Source organism: Roseivivax sp. GX 12232 (genome assembly GCF_021272185.1).
Classification (GTDB): domain Bacteria; phylum Pseudomonadota; class Alphaproteobacteria; order Rhodobacterales; family Rhodobacteraceae; genus Roseivivax.
Window position 1 is genome coordinate 101,172 of sequence record NZ_JAJSEC010000007.1, and the last position, 16,314, is coordinate 117,485.

15 protein-coding genes are annotated in these 16,314 nt (G+C 67.2%); 8 read left to right on the forward strand and 7 right to left on the reverse strand.

Annotated features, from left to right (window positions below; all coding sequences use genetic code 11):
• From coaE to LR948_RS13005, 3 genes are read right to left on the reverse strand one after another with little or no spacing between them, the layout of a single operon-like run.
• Positions 1-585 (reverse strand): dephospho-CoA kinase, encoded by a 585-nt coding sequence (coaE, locus tag LR948_RS12995; RefSeq protein ID WP_232754497.1) that lies wholly within the window; start codon positions 583-585, stop codon positions 1-3.
• Positions 582-1,415: a shikimate dehydrogenase gene (locus tag LR948_RS13000; protein ID WP_232754498.1), complete on the reverse strand. Its 834-nt coding sequence runs from the start codon at positions 1,413-1,415 to the stop codon at positions 582-584. Before LR948_RS13000 ends, coaE begins: the two co-directional genes overlap by 4 nt.
• Entirely contained in the window at positions 1,412-2,011 is a 600-nt protein-coding gene (locus tag LR948_RS13005) for a Maf family nucleotide pyrophosphatase (protein WP_232754499.1), read from the reverse strand. Before LR948_RS13005 ends, LR948_RS13000 begins: the two co-directional genes overlap by 4 nt.
• 555 nt (positions 2,012-2,566) lie before the next feature.
• Here LR948_RS13005 and rho point away from each other — a divergent pair.
• The 6 genes from rho to LR948_RS13035 are packed head-to-tail and all read left to right on the forward strand — an operon-like array spanning position 2,567 to position 9,341.
• On the forward strand, positions 2,567-3,838 hold the full coding sequence (gene rho, locus LR948_RS13010) for a transcription termination factor Rho (protein ID WP_232754500.1): 1,272 nt from the start codon (positions 2,567-2,569) through the stop codon (positions 3,836-3,838).
• Between the two features lie 18 nt (positions 3,839-3,856).
• On the forward strand, positions 3,857-5,140 hold the full coding sequence (gene mnmE, locus LR948_RS13015) for a tRNA uridine-5-carboxymethylaminomethyl(34) synthesis GTPase MnmE (RefSeq protein WP_232754501.1): 1,284 nt from the start codon (positions 3,857-3,859) through the stop codon (positions 5,138-5,140).
• A 3-nt stretch (positions 5,141-5,143) separates the two neighbouring features.
• Complete coding sequence (mnmG, locus tag LR948_RS13020) at positions 5,144-7,021, forward strand: tRNA uridine-5-carboxymethylaminomethyl(34) synthesis enzyme MnmG (protein ID WP_232754502.1); 1,878 nt, start codon at positions 5,144-5,146, stop codon at positions 7,019-7,021.
• Positions 7,018-7,629 carry a 16S rRNA (guanine(527)-N(7))-methyltransferase RsmG gene (gene rsmG / locus LR948_RS13025; protein ID WP_232754503.1) on the forward strand — a complete coding sequence of 204 codons (612 nt, stop codon included), beginning with the start codon at positions 7,018-7,020 and terminating at the stop codon, positions 7,627-7,629. Before mnmG ends, rsmG begins: the two co-directional genes overlap by 4 nt.
• The gene (locus tag LR948_RS13030) at positions 7,622-8,431 is read left to right on the forward strand and encodes a ParA family protein (RefSeq protein ID WP_232754504.1); all 810 of its coding nucleotides are present in this window, start codon (positions 7,622-7,624) and stop codon (positions 8,429-8,431) included. Before rsmG ends, LR948_RS13030 begins: the two co-directional genes overlap by 8 nt.
• Before the next feature lie 10 nt (positions 8,432-8,441).
• On the forward strand, positions 8,442-9,341 hold the full coding sequence (locus LR948_RS13035) for a ParB/RepB/Spo0J family partition protein (RefSeq protein WP_232754505.1): 900 nt from the start codon (positions 8,442-8,444) through the stop codon (positions 9,339-9,341).
• Between the two features lie 32 nt (positions 9,342-9,373).
• Here the strand turns inward: LR948_RS13035 and hemW are convergent, their stop codons facing one another.
• The 3 genes from hemW to rph are packed head-to-tail and all read right to left on the reverse strand — an operon-like array spanning position 9,374 to position 11,851.
• Positions 9,374-10,537: a radical SAM family heme chaperone HemW gene (gene hemW / locus LR948_RS13040; protein WP_232754506.1), complete on the reverse strand. Its 1,164-nt coding sequence runs from the start codon at positions 10,535-10,537 to the stop codon at positions 9,374-9,376.
• Positions 10,530-11,141: an RdgB/HAM1 family non-canonical purine NTP pyrophosphatase gene (gene rdgB, locus LR948_RS13045; RefSeq protein ID WP_232754507.1), complete on the reverse strand. Its 612-nt coding sequence runs from the start codon at positions 11,139-11,141 to the stop codon at positions 10,530-10,532. The genes hemW and rdgB overlap by 8 nt, the downstream gene beginning before the upstream one ends.
• On the reverse strand, positions 11,138-11,851 hold the full coding sequence (gene rph / locus LR948_RS13050; protein WP_232754508.1) for a ribonuclease PH: 714 nt from the start codon (positions 11,849-11,851) through the stop codon (positions 11,138-11,140). The genes rdgB and rph overlap by 4 nt, the downstream gene beginning before the upstream one ends.
• Before the next feature lie 112 nt (positions 11,852-11,963).
• On the opposite strand from rph, the gene hrcA reads away from it, so the two are divergent.
• Positions 11,964-13,028 (forward strand): heat-inducible transcriptional repressor HrcA, encoded by a 1,065-nt coding sequence (hrcA, locus tag LR948_RS13055; RefSeq protein ID WP_232754509.1) that lies wholly within the window; start codon positions 11,964-11,966, stop codon positions 13,026-13,028.
• A gap of 9 nt (positions 13,029-13,037) precedes the next feature.
• A complete protein-coding gene (locus LR948_RS13060) occupies positions 13,038-13,607 on the forward strand; it encodes a nucleotide exchange factor GrpE (protein WP_232754510.1) in 570 nt (189 codons plus the stop codon).
• A gap of 1 nt (position 13,608) precedes the next feature.
• Here LR948_RS13060 and mutS read toward each other — a convergent pair whose 3' ends face one another.
• Complete coding sequence (gene mutS / locus LR948_RS13065) at positions 13,609-16,266, reverse strand: DNA mismatch repair protein MutS (protein WP_232754511.1); 2,658 nt, start codon at positions 16,264-16,266, stop codon at positions 13,609-13,611.
• Positions 16,267-16,314 lie beyond the last annotated feature (48 nt).

Here is a 16,314-nt window from a genome sequence, read left to right on the forward strand (position 1 = left end):
TCAGAGCCGCTTTTCGATCTGTGTCAGCACATCCTGCACGTCCATCCGGGCAGTCTCAAGATCCTGGGTGCGGATGGTGAAATCCGCGCGATCGAGCTTGTCCTGGATCGGCATCTGCTTGGCCAGGATGGCCTCGAAATCCGCCTCGGACATGGTGCCGCGCTCGAGCACGCGGGCGCGCTGCGTTTCATGTGAAACATAGACGCAGGCCGTGGCATCCATCTCGGCCTGGCCGCCGGTCTCGAAAAGAAGCGGGATGTCAAAGACGACGATCTGCGCTTCGGCACCTTCGGCGAAAGCCTCGCGGTCGGCGCGGACAAGCGGATGCACGATCTCTTCGATGCGGGTCAGCGCGCCGGGGTCGGCGGCGATGATCCGGCGCAGGGCCGGGCGCGAGATCGCCCCTTCGACCAGCGCGTCGGGGAAGGCCGCGCCGATCGGTGCCACCGCCGCGCCGCCTTTAGCATAGAGACGATGCACCGCGGCATCCGCGTCCCAGACCGCGCAGCCGGCTTCGGCGAAGAGCCCCGCGGTGGTGGTCTTGCCCATGCCGATGGAACCGGTGAGACCGAGGCGAAAGCTCATCCCAGCACCGCCGCGCGGGTTTCCGCGTCCACCTCGGGGCGCAGGCCGAACCAGCGTTCGAATCCCGGCACCGCCTGGTGCAGCAACATGCCGAGCCCGTCGACCGTGGGGCAGCCCATCTCGCGCGCGACGCGCAAGAGCCGGGTTTCGAGCGGCGCATAAACCAGGTCGGTGACCAGCGTCTCGGGGCGCAATGCATCGAGCGGCACGCGCAGCTCAGCATGGCCGGTCATGCCCAGCGAGGTGGTGTTCACCAGGGTCGCGGCGCCTTCGATGATATTGCCCGCCTGAAGCCAATCGGTGACCTGCACCCGGGTGCCGAACTCCCGCGCGAGCACCTCGGCGCGGTGGCGGGTGCGGTTGGAAATGCGGATCTCGGGCGCGCCGGCCTCGAGAAGCGCCGAAAGCACGGCCCGGGCCGCGCCGCCGGCACCCAGCACGACGGCCGGCCCGGCCTCGGGCCGCCAGTCCGGCGCGGCTTGGCGCAGGTTCTGAATGAAGCCGTAACCATCTGTATTATCAGCGTGAATCTTGCCGTCAGGGCGGAAGATCAAGGTATTGGCCGCGCCGATCAAAGCCGCGCGGTCGGTCACGAGATCGGCCAGCTCCAGCACCTTTTCCTTGTAGGGAATGGTGACGTTCAGCCCCACGAAGCCCAAGGCGGGCAGAAGGCGCAGCGTCTCTTCCAGCTTCTCGGCCGGAACATCCATGGGGATGTAATGCCCGGCGATGCCGTGGCGCTTCAGCCAATGCCCGTGCAGGCGCGGCGAGCGGGAATGGGCGATGGGCGAGCCGATCACCCCGGCCAGCGGGATCCGGTCAGTGCTCATGTGGGTAGGTCTCCGCGCAGGGTGAGATAGTTCAGAAGCTCGAGAAGCGGCAGGCCCAGCACCGAGAAATGGTCGCCCTGGATCTGGGCGAAGAGCCGGACGCCTTCTTCCTCGAGCTTGTAGACGCCGACGGAGTGGCGCGCGCTCTCCCAGTTCCGGTCGAGATAGGCGTCCAGGTAGTCCTCCGAGAAGCTGCGCATGGTCAGCCGCACCACGCCGACATGCCGCCAGAGCGGTTCGGCGTCCTGGTAGAGGACCGCGGCGGAGAGCAGCGTGTGGGTCTCGCCCCGCAGCCGCAAGAGCTGGGCGCGCGCAGTGTCGCGGTCGGGCGCCTTGGCGAAGACCTCGCCCTTGAGCGCCAGCACCTGGTCGCAGCCCAGGACCAGCGCGCCGGGATGTTTCTCGGAGATTTTGCGGGCCTTCATCTCGGCCAGGGCGTCGGCCTGATCGCGGGGCGGGGCGCCCTCGGCGACAAGGCTGGCGCGCACGGCCTCCTCGTCGATGCGGGCGGGCGCGATTCGGAAGCTCAGGCCCGCATTCCGCAGAAGCGTGGCGCGGATTTCCGACTGCGAGGCCAGGATCAGGGGCTCGGACATGTGGACAAGTCGCTTGATGGTTTCTGTATCTGCCGCGTGATGGTTCTGTGAGAAAATCCGCTTTCGTTCAAGCCGTGGAGAACTTCCCGAGTCGTCCCGAAAGATCCCGGGAGATATCCGGGCTGTGGATGGGAAAACCCTGTGGGCCCGGAGAGGTGTGAATTCCGCCTGACATCCCCGATTCCATCCACAGGCCGCGCAGCGGGAAAATTTCCATAACGCTTTGTTATTTCGAGATTTCGCGCGAGGTCTTCGGATTTTTCCGGCGCTCATCCCGAAGTTGTCCGCAGGCCAAAATCCCGTGGACAGAGCTGTGCGGGAAAGCACAATCCACAGCGAAGGGACCTCCCAACATTCCTCTTCATCATTTCTTTTATTCTAATTTTATGAAGTCTGGTGGTGCCGGAGCGGGCCTGCGCACCTCGAAAGCCGCCAAGATTGACAGGAGCTTTCACTGCGACTAGCTAAACGCAGCCCCGTCCGGGGTGGTGACTTCCCAGATCCGACGACAAGGAATGCGCGAGAGCCCTTTGGGTCCGTGCATCTGTGAGAGACATGAACCTCGAAAAGCTGAACCTGTCCGACCTCAAGGCGCAATCGCCCAAAGACCTCCTGGCGCTGGCCGAGGAGCTGGAGATCGAAAACGCCTCGACGATGCGGAAGGGCGAGATGATGTTCCAGATCCTGCGCGAACGCGCGGACGAGGGCTGGGACATCTACGGGGACGGGGTGCTCGAGGTGCTGCAGGATGGCTTCGGCTTCCTGCGCTCGCCCGAGGCGAACTACCTGCCGGGCCCGGACGACATCTATGTCTCGCCCGACATGATCCGGAAGTTCTCGCTGCGGACCGGCGACACCATCGAAGGGCAGATCAAGGCGCCGGAGGACAACGAGCGGTACTTCGCGCTGATGGATGTCACGCAGATCAACTTCGAGGTGCCCGAGAAGGCGCGCCACAAGATCGCCTTCGACAACCTCACGCCGCTTTATCCCGACGAGCGGCTGAAGATGGAAATCGAGGATCCGACGATCAAGGACCGCTCGGCCCGGATCATCGACCTCGTGGCGCCGATCGGGAAGGGGCAGCGCTCGCTGATCGTGGCGCCGCCGCGGACCGGCAAGACGGTGCTGCTGCAGAACATCGCCTCGTCGATCGAGAAGAACCATCCCGAGTGCTACCTGATCGTGCTGCTGATCGACGAGCGGCCCGAGGAGGTGACCGACATGCAGCGTTCGGTGAAGGGTGAGGTGATCTCTTCGACCTTCGACGAGCCGGCGACGCGGCACGTCGCGGTCTCGGAGATGGTGATCGAAAAGGCCAAGCGCCTGGTGGAGCATAAGAGAGATGTTGTGATCTTGCTCGACTCGATCACAAGACTTGGTAGGGCGTTCAACACTGTCGTGCCGTCTTCGGGCAAGGTTTTGACCGGCGGTGTCGATGCCAACGCGCTGCAGCGGCCGAAGCGCTTCTTTGGTGCGGCGCGGAACATCGAAGAGGGTGGCTCGCTCACCATCATCTCGACCGCGCTGATCGACACCGGCAGCCGCATGGACGAGGTGATCTTCGAAGAGTTCAAGGGCACCGGCAACTCCGAGATCGTGCTCGACCGCAAGGTGGCCGACAAGCGGGTCTTCCCGGCGATCGACATCCTCAAGTCCGGCACCCGGAAAGAAGAGCTGCTGGTCGACAAGGGCGATCTGCAGAAGACCTTCGTGCTGCGCCGCATCCTGAACCCGATGGGCACCACAGACGGGATCGAGTTCCTGCTGTCGAAGCTGAAGCAGACCAAGACGAACTCGGAATTCTTCGACTCGATGAACACCTGACCTCTGACGGGGGCTGTGATGGAGACGATCTTTGCTCTGGCGACGGCCGAGGGCAGGTCGGGCGTGGCCGTGGTCCGCGTCTCGGGGCCTTCCGCGCGGCAGGCGGGGGAGGCGCTGGCGGGCGCCTTGCCTGAGCCGCGGCGCGCAGGGCTGCGCCGGTTGCATGCGCGCGACGGCGGATTTCTCGACGAAGCGCTGGTTCTGACCTTTGCCGAGGGCGAAAGCTTCACCGGCGAAGAGGTGGTCGAGCTGCATCTGCATGGCTCCATCGCGGTGGTGCGCGCGGTTCTGGCCGAGCTTGGCCGCATCCCCGGGCTTCGGCTGGCCGAACCGGGCGAGTTCACGCGGCGGGCGCTCGACAACGGGCGGCTGGACCTCGCGCAGGTCGAGGCGCTGTCGGATCTCATCGATTCCGAAACCGAGGGGCAGCGGCGCCAGGCGTTGCGGGTTTTTGCCGGCGCCCTGGGCGAGAAGGTCGCGGATTGGCGGCAGAAGCTGATCCGGGCGGCCTCGCTGCTCGAGGCGGTGATCGATTTTGCCGATGAAGAGGTGCCCGAGGATGTCTCGCCCGAGGTGGCGGGGCTCCTGCGCGAGGTGCGCGCCGCGCTGGAGGTCGAGCTGTCGGGCGTGGATGCGGCGGAACGCGTGCGGCTGGGCTTCGAGGTGGCCATCGTCGGCGCGCCGAACGTCGGGAAATCCACACTTCTGAACGCGCTGGCCGGGCGCGAGGCGGCGATCACCTCGCATGTGGCGGGCACGACGCGCGACGTGATCGAGGTGCGGATGGAGCTTGCCGGCCTGCCGGTCACGCTGATCGACACCGCCGGGCTGCGCGAGACCGAGGATGAGGTCGAGGCTATTGGCGTGGCGCGGGCGCGGGAACGGGCCGAGGTGGCGGACCTGCGGGTGCTGCTGGTGGATGGCGACAAGACGCCGGACTTGCCGCCGCGGGACGACGACCTCATCTATGCCACCAAAGGCGATCTGACCGGCGCGGCCGGGGCGATCTCGGCCCGGACGGGGCAGGGGATCGACGGGCTGGTGCGGGACCTCGGCGAGCGGCTGCGCGAGAAAAGCGCGGGCGCGGGGCTGGCCACGCGGGAGCGGCACCGGGCGGCAATGACCTCGGCGCTGGAGCATCTGGCCGTGGCGACAGACGTGGCGGAGCGCGGACCGGAAACGTATGATCTGGCCGCCGAAGAGGTGCGCGGCGCGATTCGCCGGTTGGAAGCGCTGATCGGGCAGGTGGATGTGGAAGCGGTTCTGGACGAGATCTTCGCGAATTTCTGCCTCGGGAAATGAGGAGTGTTTCACGTGAAACAGCTTGATGCGGATGTCATCGTGATCGGCGGCGGTCACGCGGGAACCGAGGCGGCGCATGCCTCGGCGCGGACCGGTGCGGCGACGATCCTGGTCACCATGCGCGAAAGCGACATCGGCGTGATGTCCTGCAATCCGGCCATCGGGGGCCTCGGGAAGGGCCACCTCGTGCGCGAGATCGACGCGCTGGACGGGGTGATGGGCCGGGTCGCGGACCTTGCCGGCATCCAGTTCCGGCTGTTGAACCGGCGCAAGGGCCCTGCGGTGCAGGGGCCCCGGGCGCAGGCTGACCGGGCGATTTACCGGCGCGAGATGCTGGCGGTCACCAAGGCGCAGCCCAATCTGACCATCGTGACCGACGAGGTTGTCGACCTGATCGTCGAAGACGGCCAGGCGCGGGGCGTGGCCCTGGCCGAGGGCCGCGAGCTGCGCGCGGCCTCTGTGGTGCTGACCACCGGCACCTTCCTGCGCGGCGTGATCCATATCGGCGTCACCTCCTACGGCGGCGGGCGCATGGGCGATGCGGCGAGCAACCTCCTGGCGCAGCGCATCGACGCCTTCGGTCTGCCGCTCGGCCGGCTGAAGACCGGCACGCCGCCGCGGCTCGACGGCAGCAGCATCGACTGGTCGCGGCTCGAGGATCAGCCGGGCGATACGGATCCGGTGATGTTCTCCTTCCTCTCGGATGCACCCAGCGCGCGGCAGGTGAGCTGTGGCATCACGCATACCAACGCGCGCACGCATGAGATCATCCGCGGCAATCTCGACCGCTCAGCCATGTATGGCGGGCATATTTCCGGGGTGGGCCCACGCTATTGCCCCTCGATCGAGGACAAGGTGGTGCGTTTCGCCGAAAAGGAATCGCACCAGATCTTTCTCGAGCCCGAAAGCCTCGAGGACGACACGATCTATCCCAACGGCATCTCCACCTCACTGCCCGAAGAGGTGCAGGCACATTACGTGCACACCATCGCGGGGCTGGAAGAGGCGGTGATCCGTCAGCCGGGCTATGCGATCGAATACGATTACGTCGATCCGCGGGCGCTCGCGCCGACCTTGGCGCTGGGGCAGGTGCCGGGGCTGTATCTCGCCGGGCAGATCAACGGCACGACGGGCTACGAGGAAGCGGCCGCCCAAGGCTTGGTCGCCGGGCTGAACGCGGCGCGGGCGGCCAAGGGGCAGGGGGCGGTGACCTTCTCGCGCACGGACAGCTATATCGGCGTGATGATCGACGACCTGACCTCGCGTGGGGTCAGCGAGCCTTATCGCATGTTCACGTCGCGCGCCGAGTTCCGGCTGTATCTGCGCGCGGACAACGCCGACCAGCGGCTGACCGAGTTCGGCGCCGAGGCGGGGCTTGTCGGTACCGACCGGCGCGCGGCCTTTGCCGAGAAACAGTCCAAGCTGAAAGCGGGGGAGGCGCGGCTGCGCGACACCGCGATCAACGCCAAGCAGCTGAGCGAGATCGGGTTTGCCGTGAACAAGGATGGCCAGAAGCGCAGCGGCTACGATGTGCTGGCCTATCCCGACATCAGTTTCGACGGCTTATTGCAGATGGCGCCGGAGCTCTCCGACATCGACGCCGGCACCCAGGCGCAGCTCGCGCGTGAAGCGCTTTACGCCAATTACATCGAACGGCAGAAGCGCGATGTCGAGGCGCTGCGCAAGGACGAGCAGATCGCCATTCCCGCCGCGTTCGACTTCCATGCGCTCGATGGGCTGTCGAACGAGCTGAAAGGCAAGCTCGAGGCCGCGCGCCCGGCGAGCCTGGGGCAGGCGGCGCGGGTGGACGGCGTCACGCCGGCGGCGCTCACGCTGATCCTCGCCAAGCTGCGCCAGCAGAAACGCGCGAAATCCGCATGAGCGAGCTCTTTGCCGGGCGGCATGTTTCACGTGAAACAGCCGCCGCGCTGACCGACTTCGAGGCGCTGGTCCACCGTTGGAACCCGCGCATCAACCTCGTCTCGCGCCGCTCGCTCGCCGATCTGCGCGACCGCCATATCGGCGATTCGCTGCAACTGGCGGGGTTCCTGCCGCAATCCGGCCTCTGGCTGGACCTCGGCAGCGGCGGCGGGTTCCCCGCACTGGTCCTCGCGATCCTCGCCAAGGAAACCGCGCCGGAGCTCAATTTCCGCCTCGTCGAAAGCGACAGCCGCAAATGCGTCTTTCTGCGCACCGCGATCCGCGAGCTCTCGCTCAACGCCGAGGTCAAAACCGCCCGCATCGAAGCCCTGCCGCCGCAACACGCCCAGGTCGTCAGCGCCCGCGCCTTGGCCGATCTCAGCACACTTCTGGGTCTCGCCGCGCCGCATATGGCACCGGGTGCCCGCGCGTTGTTCCCGAAAGGCGTCACATGGGAAAAAGAACTCGCCGAGGCCCGGGCAACGTGGTCATTTGCCTGCACGACCACTAGAAGTGAAACCGATCCCCAATCCGTCATCCTCGATATCGGAGATGTTGTTCATGTCTGATCCGACGCGGCCGCAGGGGCCGAAGATCGTCGCCGTCGCGAACCAGAAAGGCGGGGTCGGCAAGACCACCACGACCATCAACCTCGGCGCGGCCTTGGCCGAACAGGGGCTGAACATCCTGATCGTCGACCTCGATCCCCAGGGCAACGCCTCGACCGGGCTCGGGATCGAGCCCACCGACCGCGAATACACCAGCTACGAGCTGCTGCTCGACGATGTCCCTCTGCAAGAGGTCATCCAGGAGACCGAGGTCGCCAACCTGCGCCTCGTGCCCGCCACCATCGACCTCAGTTCCGCCGACATCGAGCTGGTCGCCAACGAGAAACGCAGCCATCTCCTGCATACGGCGCTGCGCCAGAAGGACATCGAGCCCTACGGCTTCGACATGATTCTGATCGATTGCCCGCCCTCGCTGAACCTCCTGACGGTCAACGCCATGGTCGCGGCACATTCCGTGCTGGTGCCGCTGCAAAGCGAGTTCTTTGCGCTCGAAGGTCTCTCGCAGCTCATGCTGACCATCCGCGAGGTGCGGCAAAGCGCCAATCCCGACCTGCGGATCGAGGGCATCGTGCTGACCATGTATGACGCGCGGAACAACCTCTCCCAGCAGGTCGAGGACGACGCCCGCGCCAACCTCGGAGAGCTGGTCTATACCACCGTGATCCCGCGCAACGTCCGGGTCAGCGAGGCGCCGTCTTACGCCATGCCGGTGCTATCCTACGACACCCAGTCCAAGGGCGCCGCGGCCTATCGGGCCCTGGCGCGGGAACTACTAAAAACAAACGCGAAAACAGCGGCTTAGGAGGCAGACCATGGCGGAGAAACGGGAAAAGCGCGGGCTCGGGCGGGGTCTTTCGGCGCTCATGGCCGATGTCGAGCCGCAAAAGACCGAGAGCAGCGACAGCCCCGCGCCGCGCCGTCCCGATCGCCTGATCCCGATCGAGCGGATCGAGCCCAATCCCGACCAGCCGCGCCGCACCTTCACCGAGGAGCAGCTGCAGGAGCTGGCCAATTCGATCCGCACCAAGGGCGTGATCCAGCCGATCATCCTGCGCCCCAAGCCGGGCGCCTCCGAGCGATACGAGATCGTCGCGGGCGAACGCCGCTGGCGCGCGGCGCAGCTCGCCAACCTGCACGAGATGCCGGCGCTGATCCGCGAGTTCACCGATACCGAGGTGCTAGAGGTCGCGATCATCGAGAACATCCAGCGCGCGGATCTGAACGCCATCGAAGAGGCGGCGGGCTTCCGGCAGCTGATGTTCAAGTTCGGCCACACCCAGGAAAAGCTGGCCGAGGCGCTTGGCAAGAGCCGCAGCCATATCGCCAACCTGCTGCGGCTGTTGAACCTGCCCGAGGACGTCCAGACCTTCGTGATCGAGGGCAAGCTCAGCGCCGGTCATGCCCGCGCGTTGATCACCGCAAACGACCCCTCGGCGCTGGCCCGCCAGGTGATCGCCAAGGGCCTGTCTGTGCGCGCCACCGAGAAACTCGCCCGGGGCGACGAGGAACGCGCCGCCAAGCGCAAGCCGCGCGCCGATGACATGGGCATCGAGAAGGACGCCGACACGCGGGCGCTGGAAAGCGATCTCTCCGCGAGCCTGGGCATGAAGGTCTCGATCGACCACAAGCCCGGCGCCGAGGCGGGCCGGATCTCGATTTCCTACGAGACGCTGGAAGAGCTCGATTCGCTCTGCGGGCTGCTCGGCCAGTAGGGCAGGGCGCTCACGCCAAAATCAGGCCAGGTTCAGGCCGGGTCCGGCAGCAATTCGGTGAGGACGGCGTTCAACAGAAGCCGACCGTCCCGGGTGACGCCGATCCGGCCGTGCTCTTCCCAGAGAAGCCCGATCTCGCGCAGATGCGCGCGCGCCGCCTCGGGCGCCGCCTGCGGATCCATCGCCGACAGCCGCTCCATATCTATGCCGTCCAAGACGCGCATCCCCAACATGAGGTATTCGACCGCCTGCTCAGTGGGCGGCACCTCTTGCGTCACACGTGTCCCGTCGCCGCGCTCGACGGCATCGAGCCAGGCCCCGGGGTTGCGCCAGGCCTCGGTCGCCTGCCGCGCGCCATCGAGCGTCAGCCGCCCATGCGCGCCGGGACCAATCCCGAGGTAATCGCCGTAGCGCCAATAGACCAGGTTGTGCCGCGATTCCGCGCCGGGCTTGGCGTGGTTCGAGACCTCGTAGGCGGGCAGCCCGCGTGCCTCGCAAAGCGCCTGCGTCGCCTCGTAAAGCTCCGCCGCGCGGTCCTCATCGGGCAGACCGGGCAGGGCGCCGCGCGATTGCCGCTCCCAGAAGGCGGTGCCGCGCTCGATGGTCAGCTGGTAAAGCGACAGGTGATCCGCCGCGAGATCCAGCGCGCGGGTCAGCTCGGCCTCCCAATCAGCCAGGCACTGGTCCTGCCGGGCGTAGATCAGGTCGAAACTCACCCGCGGGAAGGCCGCCCGCGCGACCTCGAAGGCCGCCAGCGATTCCTCGACGCTGTGCAGCCGCCCGAGCCGCCGCAGATCGGCGTCGTTCAGCGCCTGTAGACCCATGGAGACCCGGTTCACCCCGGCCCGGGCGAAGCCCTGGAAGCGCTCCGCCTCCACCGAGCGGGGGTTGGCCTCGAGGGTGATCTCCACCTCCGGGCCCAGCGACCAGTGTTTCGCCGCGCGATCGATGATCTCGCCCACCAACCCCGGCTCCATCAGGCTCGGCGTGCCGCCCCCGAAGAAGATCGAGGTCAGCGCCCGCCCGCCGGTGCGCTCCGCTTCCCGATCCAGCTCGGCCAGGTAGGCGCGGCGCCAGCGCTCGGTGTCGATCTCGCGGGTGACATGCGAGTTGAAGTCGCAATAGGGGCATTTGGCCTCGCAGAACGGCCAATGCACATAGAGCCCAAAGCCCCCGTCTTCCCAGCTCTCAGCCAAAACAGCCGCCCAGGAACTTGCGCATCGCATCGGCGCGGTGGCTGATCTCGTTCTTTTCCCAGCGGTCCATCTCGCCGAAGGTGACGTCGAAACCCTCGGGCTGGAAGATCGGATCGTAGCCATGGCCCTGGTCGCCGCGCATCGGCCAGACCACCTGGCCTTCCATCACGCCGGGGAAGACCTCGTCGTGCCCGTCGGGCCAGGCCAGGACCAGCGTGCAGCAGAAGCGCGCGGACCAGGGCTGGGGCGCATCCGCGGCGATGAGCCGGTCGTGCGCCTTGGTCATGGCCATCGTGAAGTCGCGCCCCGCACCGGTCTCGGCCCAATCGGCGGTATAGACGCCGGGCGCGCCGTCGAGCGCGTCGATCTCGATGCCGGAATCGTCCGAAAGCGCCGGCAGGCCCGTCGCCCTGGCCGCCGCATGGGCCTTGATCCGGGCGTTTTCGACAAAGGTCGTGCCGGTTTCCTCGGGCTCCTCCAGCGCCATCTCGGCGGCGCCGACCACGGTGACCCCGCGGGGCTCCAGCAGTGCCGCGATCTCCTCGAGCTTGCCCTGGTTGTGGGTGGCGACCAGAAGCCGGTCGCCGTTGAAGCTGCGGGTCATTTCACCGCCTCGAGCTGGGCCGTGACAAGCTCGCCCACGCCTTTCTCGGCGAGGTCGACAAGCCCGTTCATCTGGTCGCGCGAGAAGACCGCGCCTTCGGCCGACATCTGGATCTCGATCAGCTGGCCATCGCCACGCATGATGAAATTGCCGTCGACGCCCGCCTCGCTGTCCTCGGGGTAGTCGAGGTCGAGCACCGGCTGGCCCGCGTAGATCCCGCAGCTCACCGCCGCCACCGGCGAGACCAGCGGATCCGAGGTCACATCCCCGGCCTTCATCAGCTTGTTCACCGCCAGTTTCAGCGCCACCCAGCCGCCGGTGATCGAGGCGCAGCGGGTGCCGCCGTCGGCCTGGATCACGTCGCAGTCGACGGTGATCTGGCGCTCGCCAAGCGCCACACGGTCGACGCCCGCGCGCAGGCTGCGGCCGATCAGCCGCTGGATCTCCACGGTGCGGCCGCCCTGCTTGCCGGCGCTGGCCTCGCGGCGCATCCGGCTCGAGGTCGAGCGCGGCAGCATGCCGTATTCCGCGGTGACCCAACCCAGGCCCGAGCCCTTGATGAAGGGCGGCACGCGGTCCTCGATGCTGGCAGTGCAGAGGACATGGGTGTCGCCCATGCGGATCAGGCAGGAGCCTTCCGCGTGTTTCGTGACCCCGGTCTCGATTGAAACGGAGCGCATTTCGTTTAAGTCTCTTCCAGACGGACGCATGGTGTCTCTCCTTGATTTGCGCACCGAATACAGACCGGAGACCCCGCGCAGCAACCCCGATTGACCCCGGCCGCGAGGCGAATTTAATGGGTCGGAACGGAAATCACGTCAGATGCAGGACGGCACCACACTCTTCGATCAGATGAACGACCGCTCGCGCGAGGTCTTCCGCCGCGTGGTCGAGGGCTACCTGGAAAGCGGGGAGCCCGTGGGCTCGCGCACGCTCACCCGGACCCTGTCGGAACAGGTCTCCGCGGCGACCGTGCGCAATGTCATGCAGGATCTCGAATACCTCGGGCTCCTCGACAGCCCGCATGTCAGCGCCGGCCGCGTGCCGACCGAACTGGGGCTGCGGCTCTTCGTCGACGGGCTTCTGGAGGTGCGCGACCTCGACCGCGAGGACCGCACCCGCATCGACGCGACGCTGGGCACCAATACCGACGACGTGGGCAACCTGCTCGACCGGGTGGGCTCGGCGCTCTCGGGCGTGACCCATGGCGCCTCGCTGGTGCTGACGCCCAAGCACGAGGCGCCGATCCGGCACATCGAGTTCGTCTCGCTCGCGCCCAGCCGGGCGCTGGTGGTGCTGGTCTTCGACGACGGCCAGGTCGAGAACCGCGTCTTCACCCCGCCGCCGGGCATGACGCCCTCGGCGATGCGCGAGGCGGCGAACTTCCTCAACGCCATCGTCGAGGGGCGCACGCTGTCGGACATGCGCCGCGACGTGGTGCGCGACATCGCCGCGCGGCGCCAGGAAATCGACAGCCTGGCGCATGAAATGGTCGAATCAGGGCTCGCCGTCTGGGCCGAGGAGGGCGACCGCTCCGAGCGGCTGATCGTCCGGGGACGGGCGAATCTCCTGGGCGAAGAGGCCCCGGGCGAGGATCTCGACCGCATCCGCAGCCTGTTCGACGACCTCGAGCGCAAGCGCGACATCGCGGAATTCCTCGAACTGACCGAAGGCGGGGAGGGGGTGCGCATCTTCATCGGCTCCGAGAACAAACTTTTCTCGCTTTCGGGTTCCTCTCTGGTCGTCTCTCCATATATGAACGCGGACCGAAAGATTATCGGCGCGGTGGGCGTCATCGGGCCCACCCGTCTCAATTACGGTCGGATCGTTCCGATCGTGGATTACACCGCCCAGCTGGTCGGCAAGCTCCTGTCCGACCGAAAATAGAGGATGAGCATGGCAGATCCGAAGAACGACGATTTCCTCGATGACCTGGACGCGCTCGAAGCCGAGGCCGAGGCCGAGGAAGAGGCATTCGAGGCGGCAGAGCCCACCGAGGCCGACCGCATCGCCGAGCTTGAGGCCGAGCGTGACGGCTACAAGGACAAGTTCATGCGCGCGCTCGCCGATGCCGAGAACGCGCGCAAACGCTCCGACCGCGACCGCCGCGAGGCCGAGCAATACGGCGGCACCCGGCTCGCCCGCGACCTGCTGCCGGTCTACGACAACCTGCAGCGCGCGCTGGCCACCGCCAACGACGAGCAGAAGCAGATTTCCGCGGCGCTTCTCGAGGGCGTCGAGCTGACCCTGCGTGAGCTGCTCTCGGTCTTCAAGAAGCACGGCATCGAGGTGATCAAGCCCGAGGTCGGCGACCGCTTCGACCCCAAGCACCACGAGGCGATGTTCGAGGCGCCGCTGCCCGAGACCAAGGCTGGCGACATCATCCAGGTCTCGGCCGAAGGCTTCATGCTGCACGACCGCCTGCTGCGGCCCGCCCAGGTCGGCGTCAGCTCGAACCCGGGCTGAGTTAGCCCTCGCCCAGGAGCCCGCGCAATTCGTAGAGCGCCTCGAGCGCCGCGCGTGGGCTCAGATCGTCGGGATTGATCGACTTGAGCCGCGCCTCGACCTCCGAGGGCGCGGCTTTTTCCTGCGCGGGCGCGGCCTCCGCCTCGCGGGCCACCACCGAGAAGAGCGGCAGATCGTCGATCAGCGCCTTGGGCGTGGTCTTCTCGCGTTCGCCTTTCTCCAGCGCCTCGAGCACGGATTTCGCCCGGGCCACCACCGCCTTCGGCAGGCCCGCGAGCTGCGCGACCTGCACCCCGTAGGAGCGGTCCGCGGCGCCGCTGCGCACCTCGTGCAGGAAGACCACCTCGCCTTCCCATTCCTTCACCGCCACCGTGGCGTTGCTGACGCCCGCGAGCTTGCCCGCCAGCACGGTCAGCTCGTGGTAATGCGTGGCAAACAGCCCCCGCACCCGGTTCACCTCGGCCAGGTGTTCCAGCGTCGCCCAGGCAATCGACAGCCCGTCGTAGGTCGCCGTGCCGCGCCCAATCTCGTCGAGGATCACCAGCGCCCGGTCGTCGGCCTGGTTCAGGATGGCGGCGGTCTCGACCATCTCGACCATGAAGGTCGAGCGGCCCCGCGCCAGGTCGTCCGAGGCGCCGACGCGGCTGAAGATCTGGCTCACCACGCCCAGATGCGCGGCGCTGGCGGGCACATAGGCGCCCATCTGCGCCAGAATGGCGATCAGCGCATTCTGCCGCAGGTAGGTCGACTTACCCGCCATGTTGGGCCCGGTCAGCAGCTCCAGCGCCGGGCCGTCGCCCTCGGGCGAGAGCCCGCAGTCATTGGCCACGAAAGGCGCGCCGCCCTGCGCCCGGAGCGCGCGCTCCACCACCGGGTGGCGGCCCTGTTCCACGTGAAACGCGCGGCTCTCGTCGACCTTCGGGCGGCACCAGTCCTCGGCGGCGGCGAGATCCGCCAGCCCTGCCGCGAGGTCGTATTCCGCCAGCGCCAGCCCGGTCTCGCCCAGCTCCGGTGCGACGGTCAAAATGGCCTGTTTCAAGCTGTCATAGAGCCGTTTTTCGATCTCCAGCGCCCGCCCGCCAGCGTTCAGAATGCGGGTTTCCAGGTCCGAGAGTTCGACCGTGGTGAAGCGCACCTGGTTGGCCGTCGTCTGGCGGTGGATGAAGGTCTCCGAGAAGGGCGGGGCCAGCATCTTCTGTGCATGGGTGGCCGTGGTCTCGATGAAATAGCCCAGCACATTGTTGTGCTTGATCTTCAGCGCGTTGATGCCGGTCTCCTCGGCGTAGCGCGCCTGCAGCCCGGCGATCACCCCGCGGCCCTCGTCGCGCAGCGTCCGCGCCTCGTCGAGGTCCGCATCGAAGCCCTCGGCGATGAAACCGCCGTCGCGGGTCAGAAGCGGCGGCTCGGCGATCAGCGCCTCGTCAAGCGTGTCGAGCACCTCCATCTGCCGCGCCAGCGCCGCGCGGGCCTCGTCCAGGAGTTCGGGCAGTTCCGTCCCCTCGAGCCGCGCCGCGATGCCCTGCGCCTCGATCAGCGCGTTGCGCACCGCCGCGAGGTCGCGCGGGCCGCCCCGGTCGAGCGCCAGCCGCGACAGCGCGCGGTCGAGATCGGGCACGTTTTTCAGCGCATCGCGCAGGAACAGAGCCTGATCGCGCGCCTCCAGCGCCCAGGCCACACCGTCCTGCCGGGCGCGGATCTGCGCGAGGTCCCGCGAGGGCGCCGAAAGCCGGCGTTCGAGAAGCCGCGCGCCGCCCGCCGTCACCGTCCGGTCGATCACCGACAGGAGAGAGCCCGCCCGGGTGCCGCCCGCGCCGCGGGTCAGCTCCAGGTTCACCCGGGTCGCCGCGTCGATCTGCAGAAGCCGCGAGACCTGGTCCTGCCGGGGCGGACGCAGGAGCGGCAGCTTCCCCTTCTGGGTGATGTCGAGGTAATCGACCACCGCGCCCATGGCCGCCGTCTCGGCCCGCCCGAAGGCGCCGTAAGGCTCGAGCGAGGCCACCCCGAAGAGCGTCAGAAGCCGGTTTTCGGCCGAAACAGAGTCGAATGAGGCCTTCGACAGCACCGTCGGCAGAAGCCCGAGGTCGTCCAGCACGGGCCGCAGCTCTTCCTCGCTGGTCTCGGCCACCAGCACCTCGGCGGGGGCGAGCCGCGCCAGTTCCGCCCCGATCCGCGCGGCGCTCAGCGGCATGACGTGGAAGGCCCCGGTGGAAATATCCGCCCAGGCCAGCGCGCATTCGCCGCGCACCATGGAAATCGCCGCAAGGTAGTTGTGCCGCCGCGCCTCGAGAAGGCTCTCTTCGGTCAGCGTGCCCGGCGTCACCAGCCGCACCACGTCGCGTTTGACCACCGATTTGTGGCCGCGCTTCTTGGCTTCGGCGGGGCTTTCCATCTGTTCGCAGACCGCCACGCGGAAGCCCTTGCGGATCAGCGTCAGCAGGTAGCTCTCGGCGGCATGGACCGGCACGCCGCACATCGGGATATCCTCGCCCGCGTGTTTGCCGCGCTTGGTCAGCGCGATGTCGAGCGCCTCGGCCGCCGCTGCGGCGTCGTCGAAGAAGAGCTCGTAGAAATCCCCCATCCGGTAGAACAAGAGCGCGTCTTTGTGGCGCTCCTTGATCTCGAGATATTGCGCCATCATCGGCGTTGCGGCGGCACTCATGGGTCTCCTCGCGTGATCTTTCGCGGACCCTAAGCAAGCGCGCGCGAG